This window comes from Citrobacter sp. Cb023, from assembly GCF_030336805.1.
Lineage (GTDB): Bacteria > Pseudomonadota > Gammaproteobacteria > Enterobacterales > Enterobacteriaceae > Citrobacter > Citrobacter braakii.
The window spans coordinates 128,013-135,004 of sequence record NZ_JAOWCV010000039.1; the positions used below are offsets into that span (position 1 = coordinate 128,013).

At 46.8% G+C, this 6,992-nt stretch carries 5 protein-coding genes and 4 pseudogenes; 1 reads left to right on the forward strand and 8 read right to left on the reverse strand.

Features of this window, described 5'->3' with window-relative positions; genetic code table 11:
• Positions 1-57 precede the first annotated feature (57 nt).
• Positions 58-1,638 carry a hypothetical protein gene (locus OGW44_RS20325; RefSeq protein ID WP_185655090.1) on the forward strand — a complete coding sequence of 527 codons (1,581 nt, stop codon included), beginning with the start codon at positions 58-60 and terminating at the stop codon, positions 1,636-1,638.
• A gap of 187 nt (positions 1,639-1,825) precedes the next feature.
• Here OGW44_RS20325 and OGW44_RS20330 read toward each other — a convergent pair whose 3' ends face one another.
• From OGW44_RS20330 to OGW44_RS20365, 8 genes and pseudogenes are all read right to left on the reverse strand, one after another.
• The gene (locus OGW44_RS20330) at positions 1,826-2,245 is read right to left on the reverse strand and encodes a tail fiber assembly protein (protein WP_185655089.1); all 420 of its coding nucleotides are present in this window, start codon (positions 2,243-2,245) and stop codon (positions 1,826-1,828) included.
• A gap of 137 nt (positions 2,246-2,382) precedes the next feature.
• Complete coding sequence (locus OGW44_RS20335; RefSeq protein WP_233620992.1) at positions 2,383-2,916, reverse strand: hypothetical protein; 534 nt, start codon at positions 2,914-2,916, stop codon at positions 2,383-2,385.
• Positions 2,917-2,969: 53 nt separating this feature from the next.
• Positions 2,970-3,498: pseudogene (locus tag OGW44_RS20340) on the reverse strand (YmfQ family protein).
• Positions 3,489-4,546, reverse strand: a pseudogene (locus OGW44_RS20345) (baseplate J/gp47 family protein). The pseudogenes OGW44_RS20340 and OGW44_RS20345 overlap by 10 nt, the downstream one beginning before the upstream one ends.
• A complete protein-coding gene (locus OGW44_RS20350) occupies positions 4,533-4,958 on the reverse strand; it encodes a phage GP46 family protein (RefSeq protein WP_200047758.1) in 426 nt (141 codons plus the stop codon). Before OGW44_RS20350 ends, OGW44_RS20345 begins: the two are co-directional and overlap by 14 nt.
• Positions 4,958-5,505, reverse strand: a pseudogene (locus OGW44_RS20355) (phage baseplate assembly protein V). Before OGW44_RS20355 ends, OGW44_RS20350 begins: the two are co-directional and overlap by 1 nt.
• Positions 5,505-6,584, reverse strand: coding sequence for a phage baseplate assembly protein (locus tag OGW44_RS20360; protein WP_185654807.1), 1,080 nt, complete (start codon positions 6,582-6,584; stop codon positions 5,505-5,507). The pseudogene OGW44_RS20355 and the gene OGW44_RS20360 overlap by 1 nt, the downstream one beginning before the upstream one ends.
• A pseudogene (locus OGW44_RS20365) lies at positions 6,581-6,871 on the reverse strand (DNA circularization protein); the annotation flags it as partial. The pseudogene OGW44_RS20365 and the gene OGW44_RS20360, both read right to left, overlap by 4 nt.
• Positions 6,872-6,992: the final 121 nt, after the last annotated feature.

The window sequence follows — 6,992 nt, forward strand, 5'->3', positions numbered from 1 at the left end:
GGTTTATTCAAAAGAAATGGCAGCGATGAAATCTCATTCACTATATGTAATTTAAAAATGAAAATCTTTTCGAAAAACCATCTAATTATAGAGGCATTATCCGGCTCGATATTACTTTGCTCACTCCTTTTCTTATTGTTTTCAAAATACGGTTTTGGTTTTGAAGATGAAGGATTGCTGTGGTATGCATCTCAGAGAACGCACGTCGGGGAATTAGCCATAAGAGATTTTTTTGCTTATGATCCAGGACGGTATTTTTGGAATAGTTTTATCTTTTATCTAACTGGTAATTCAGGACTAAACAGTTTACTGATAGCAGCATCGGCATTTGGTGGTGTTGGTTTGGTCACATCTTGGTACACTATGGGGGTTGCAAAAATAACTTTCCCATGGCGTCTAACCTTTGCAATCATTATAGCAATTGCATTATGCTATCCAAGACATAAAGTCTATGAGCAAACTCTGTCACTGATACTCGTTTCAATAATTTATTTTATTCTTATTTCACCTAGTTCGATTAAACGATGGTTCTTTTTTGGTATACTTACTGGTATAGCTGCATTTTTCGGTAGAAATCATGGTGTTTTCTTTGTTATTTCTGCATTAATCTTAGTTTTATACCTCTGGATAGATAAAACTCTCAAGAGTCCACGCAATTTAGCTTTATGTTACATTGCGGGAATTATTGTCGGTTATCTGCCAATATTGTCAATTATCTCCTTCGACCAACAATTCAGGGTTGAATTTATAGATTCCGTGTTATCGGTCCTTAACTGGCAACTTTCATTACCGATCCCCTTCTTCTGGAGGATGAACTATTCATCCGGAGTTAATTTCGATACAATAAATTATCTTTCCGTTGGTCTGGTTTGTATTTTAGCCCCACTTATTTATTTAATCGGGTTATTCATTTTATTTATAACCTCATTTAAGAGAGGATCAAAAAACCATACCGTTTTACTATTAGGTGCGGCATCGTTAGCGGGGCTACCTTATTTACATCAAGCTTTCGACCGAGCTGATTTTGGACACATTGCACAGTCTATTTTGCCTGTTTTTATTGCAATAGCGGCAATGATATGCGAGTTTTCAAAACATCCTAGATTCCGTATTGCATCTTACATTTTTTGTATTCTTTCATTAATAGTTTGTCTCAGTGCTTGGGTTACTACCTTACCAATGACAAGAATGTTAAGAGCAGAAACTTCGCTTCCTGGCTCCATTGTTAGCTATCAGATAGGTAATAATAAATTCTTGATAAATAGCTCCCAAGCTAATATCCTCAGCGAGGTTCGCAAAATTACGCAAAAATGCGAAGTATCTGATAATGAATTTTTGGCTTTGCCACAATTCCCCGGCATTTACGCATACCTAGGGCTAAAAGCTCCATTTTGGGAAATGTATTATTTATATCAGAGATCTTCAGAATTTCAGCTTCGTCATATTAACGCAATATCTAAAGTTAAGGTCATATTAATTTCTCCTGATGCAACTGTAGATGGACTTGAAAGACTGAAGCTAAAATACACATATGGAGACCTAATGGACCACATTGAAAAGAAATATAAAAAAATAAATTCCACTACATTACCTAGTGGGGTATATATATATATCGCACCCGGCTCGTGTGGCGATTAACAAATCTCACAATAGACAGCCATCTATAACATAAATGCTGCATGAGATATGCAGCATTTATGTATTCATATATACCTACCCAGTGTTAGTAACATTTAACCTTGATAACTTAATAACTCATGGATATATTTAAAGGAATCAGCTAAGCTCTTTATTTGCATGCTATTAAAGTACGTTCGCATACAATTTAGTCTGATGGAGCAACAGGCCATTCAATATCAGGAGCTTCTGATAAATTAACACGCATAAGAAGAACGCGGTACTTTTTCCATACCTTTAGTTCTTCAGTTTCATTTTCGTTAGCGTAACTATCAGTTACTGCATCCTGTCGCCAGGGTATTTCTGAATCAGCATGTAAACGCAAAATTAGACGTTGCTGTTCAGCAATATTTATAAGTTGCTCAATAGAAAGTGGGGGTGCATTAGTCCAGTTCAAACAGTTATCCATATAAACTCTTATTTTTCCTGGCTCTGGTGTACGTGAAAATTCGCGAAAAACATCTTCGGTAACTTCGACTAAATCATCAGGTAAGTTGTCAGCTGAAACGTATGCAGAAAGTAAGTCTCCGCGAATAAATGTATCGCGTGAAGGTGAATATTTATACACTGAACTAACCCCCTTACCAGCCGATTGCAAAATAACGACAAATAACCTGTCCGGCTATAGAGGCCAGCAAAGGGACCGAACCTCCATTAGCGTAAAAGGCTTGCCATGTAAAATAATCCGTCCTATTCCATTTAGTGTTACGTACGCCTGAATATTCGCGGCGACCTGGTAACCAGAAGCCACAACCTGACAGACTTTAGTGGGAAACTGAATAGGAAATTGGTTTGCGATGTTGCTGAAGCAGTGTTGTTTCCCTGCCCCCACTGAATGATCAGTGTACGTTTATCACCACCGATTATTGCAGGAATTGTAAGATAGCCATTAGTATCAAAAACACCTGTCATCGTGCCCGCTAACACAACGTCTTTCAAACCAAGATTTGAGAGAGCCTCAGCAATAGTAGCAGCACCGTCAGCTCTAATATCAGCGAACGGGTGAGCGCGACTGAGAAATAATGCCTTCAGCGCTGTCAGTAACTGGTTATGTTTTGATTTATCCAGATTAACGCCGGTTGCTTCTACAACTCCCGCCAGTTCTTCCTGCAACATATCAAAATAATCGTTATCAAGATCTGTGGCCGGGGTTCCTGTCTGGGGGTTACCTGCAGTAAAGCCATTCTTGCCCACGCCGAATTTATCTTTCTGCGCAGTAGGTGTGTCAATGCGATGCATAATGTCTCCGGTTACGGATATTTGAATATTACGTAGGTATGGGACGGGCACAGTTAATTGATAACGCACTCGGCAACAGTATCGCCCCAGTAACGAATGGGCGTTTCGCAATTGTCTGAGCAGGTCATCCAGGTGGCGTCCGTTGAAGCAGGCATATTTACCCGCCAGTAATAACGCCATTCAGTTGAATAGGTCGCATCCATACACGACGACGTACATTTTGTTATAGCGCGTGATAGTGGCGCCGGGCTTCCCCAGAGCGGCCAGTTGACGAAGATAGAAATCTTCGTTGATTCCTCCGGTAAGATTAACTTTTGCGTCCAGCCGTTGCTGTCGCTGCCGTAACGTCTGTGTGCCTGATGGTATGCATTCATCAGGCAGACCGCAGCACCGCTCCCATCGGTCAATAAGTTCTGTTGTGGTACGCGGATCAAGCGCCTGCATGAGTTCATCAGCACGCTGATGCACCCTGAGCAAAGAAGGCGCTACGCCACTTATTGCAACATCGTCAACTGACCATGCAGGTCCGGGTGGAAGCAGCGCACTCAGTAACTGGACATAATCATCATTACTCACGCCCACGTTATCACCCCCAGTACAGCCAGTTCATTTTTTGCAACTGGCGTATCAACTGTTGGAGAAAGTAGCTTATGGCTGTACTCACCGGCAGCGATAGAAATCGCCTCATTGTACGGGACAGCTCAAGCGTCCCTTCCGGATAGCCGTCACGCAGCAGGAATGAACGAAGCTCGGCCTCAACTGCGGCGCGTATTTCAGGAGTATCCGGGTTCAGGTCAATGGTGTAGTTGACCGTTTTTGGCGTCCCCTTAAATACATAGAGGTCTGAACCCGCTACGGGCGCCAACGGTTCAATATGTGCCTGAGCCGCAGCAACTGTTGCATCATCAAGAATCGGGTTAATCAGGTCGCTACTGGCAATCATAACGCCGACCGTTCCCGTCCCCATCCAGTGCCGGTAAGTCCACGCGCGTGTTACGCCGGGCACTTCTTTTGCCCAGACAACATAATCTCCGTCAGCGCCGCCTTGCGGGGTCCAGTAGTAGCGTTCCAGGACACGGGCACGCCAGACATCAAGGTCTTCAATATCAAAACCGCCAGTGACCGTATCGGCCATGCCGCCGGAAGGAAGTCCGTTAACCGGCGTAACCAGTGAGAGCGCCTCACCATCATCCATATTTCCGGTCATACCTGTCATGCTGCAGACAATGGGTACACGAAGCACGCCACCGGCACTTGTTGCGTCTGCCTGAACGATGTACTGGACGAGATCGTCACGCTGAATTACCGAGCCGGCGCTCACCTTCAGCCCGTTCGTTACGCCATCCCAGCGCATAAAACCTGATGCGGCCACGGCATCTTTTCTCGGGCATCGCTTCATAGCAGCATGCCGATAAAGCCATGACTCATCGCACAGGTCAGGCAGCATATTCATCGCCAGATAATCGATATAGCCATAAACCGTATGCAGCGCACCGGCATAAACCTTGGCCCTGACATCTTCATCCATGCGGCGAAGCTCATCATTGATGTCAAGGCGTGCAAAAAGGTCTGTGCGGATCATGCTGATGTTTTCGGCCAATGTTGGCCGCTGAAATTCACTGTCCGCCATTGGTGATTACACTCCACAGATCGTTAAAAGAAATCGTTACCGGACCATCCCGGCGCCAGAGAACAATCTTATTCCCCAGTTCATTAATACCGGTTCGCTGGATATCAATGTCGATACGAGATACCACACCGTCATCCAACATCCATTGAAGAGCTTCACGCAGATAGTTGCGCACGGTATTCACCAGGGCGTTCGTGAGCTTGCTCCGCTGGAGTAGCCACAATTTCGAACCATAACGGTCGTTCGCGACAACCGGCCAGGTATCGCCCCACCACCCCATCGGTACATCAACGTTATCATCAGGATCGGCGCGGCGGTGGGTGAATAAAGAAATCACTACAGCGCGGGTGAGCGGATCAAGCTGAGAACCGGCGCTTACCCGTTTCCCATTTACCGTAAGCCAGAGTTCCATCACACCCCCATTTGTTTATCAGGTGTATCGGTGTTATTGCCCTGCCCGTTTTCTCTGTGTTTATGCCCGTTATAAGCAACACGCATCGCCGACATTGTCAGGCCAGAAGTATCACAGAGGTCTTTGATCTGGCCCGTTGACTCAATATCCATTTCAAAGCGGGCTTTAGGCGCGTTTTTAAACGTAATCACCTTGCCACCACCATCAACAACAATCCCGGCGCGTGTCAGCGTGACTGACTGCCCTGGTCATCGTAGAGAGCAACCTCCCCCGTTTTGAGCCCCTTCATGCGATAGCGACGATCAGACACGGTGATCGCAACGGCGTGAGAACGGTCACCATCAGGAAACAAAACAACAGCCTCAGCCCCCGCTTGTGCACGAGAAGTGAAGCCATAGGGTTCAAGGTGCTCAATACCCGCCTTTTGCTGCCCAGCCAGTAACTCAACATCTATCATCTGGCACTTGGAAGCTGCGTTGATACTCTTCACAACAGCGCGTCCAATGAGTCCCAGAACCTGTCTCTGAAGGCTTTGCATTACTCCCATTAGAACGGGTCCTCTTTGACTTTGCGTTTTTTAGCACGCTGCTGACTGCTCTCTTCGGGCTCAGGAAGATAGGCATCCAGCGGCCCGACGCGTAACTCTGTCAGGGTGCCGTTATTGTCTTTAGTGAATGAGACTTCAGAGATGAGGAGTTCGCGGTTGTTGAAGCCGCAGATCGGATCGAAAACAATAACCCGCTGGTTTGGCTGCCACAGAGAACCATCCCCCTGTCGCCAGCCCCACACCGTGTACGTGGCTTCATCGGTACGTGCAGCGCGTTGTCGCGCCTCGAATTCGGCGCGCGCAATGCAACTGGCGCCAGTGGACTGCCCTGTTTGTTGTACTGCCATAGGGCGGTAACGGCCAATTGAGGCATCTGTTGTTTTTGCACGAAGAGCCGTCGTGGTAGCAGCACCAAAATCATCATCATTTCCGGCGCGCTGACCAGAAACCTGATAAGTGGAAAAACGTTCACGAATACTTTTTTCGGTATCACAGGAAATAACGTTTTTTCCCAGCACCAGAGCTGTATGAGCGCGCGTGGTACCAATGCCGCCGATTACCAGCCTTCCACGCGGATCGTCGTAGGCCAGCGCCTGCTGCTGTCCAAGCATCTTGTTCAGGACTTCAATAACCGTTTCACCGTGGTCGGGTTGCACGCCGGGAATAACACCACCCGGCGCGCCAGCGTTTATCACCGCAATGCCAAAAGGTCTGGCAAGCGCCGAGGCAACCTGAACGAGTGATTGCCCATTGAATTGAGTCGGCTCAGCAGCACAATCAATCAGATCGGCGGTCAGACTACGCCCGCTAATTCCGACACTAATTGATCGCGCATCATAGCGAACCGGCGTTGCTTCAACCCAACCGGTAACCACCAGGTCAGCACCGATTAGAACTTCAACCTTGTCGCCGTTTTTAACCCTGGGCTGAAGTGACGCAACACCATCACCACCGGGCCACTGGCGGGTAATCTCTACACTAAAATCTCGGGCCAAACGCTCAATCCCGCAACCAATACGAATTGACGTCCAGCCCCCCCACTCACGACCGTTAACACGGAGAGTCACGTTATCGTTCATCGTACAGGAACCCTCAGCGGAGCTACCGGCACAAAGCCCGGGTGAGCCACAGCATTGCGCCTGACAATGTCAGACTCCCGTGAAGCGTTATCGAACCAGGTTGCCGCCAGAACCAGTGCAGGAGTTACCTCATCAGGCGTTCTGATAACGGTCTTTTGGGTCTGTATCAGGCGGTGTTTTATGTCGTTGTTAAGATCAGACTTCACACTGCGCAAAGCGAGAAACAAACGATCATCGGTCGTGCGGGATAGTTCTTTATCAATAGCAGTATTCAGCGTGTCACGGATAAAGCTGAATGGCGAAACAATGGTGAACATTTAGCACAAAAACAAAAAAACCACCCGTAGGTGGTTTCACGACACTGCTTATTGCTTTGATTATTCTATTCTTTCCCATGGTACCCGGAGT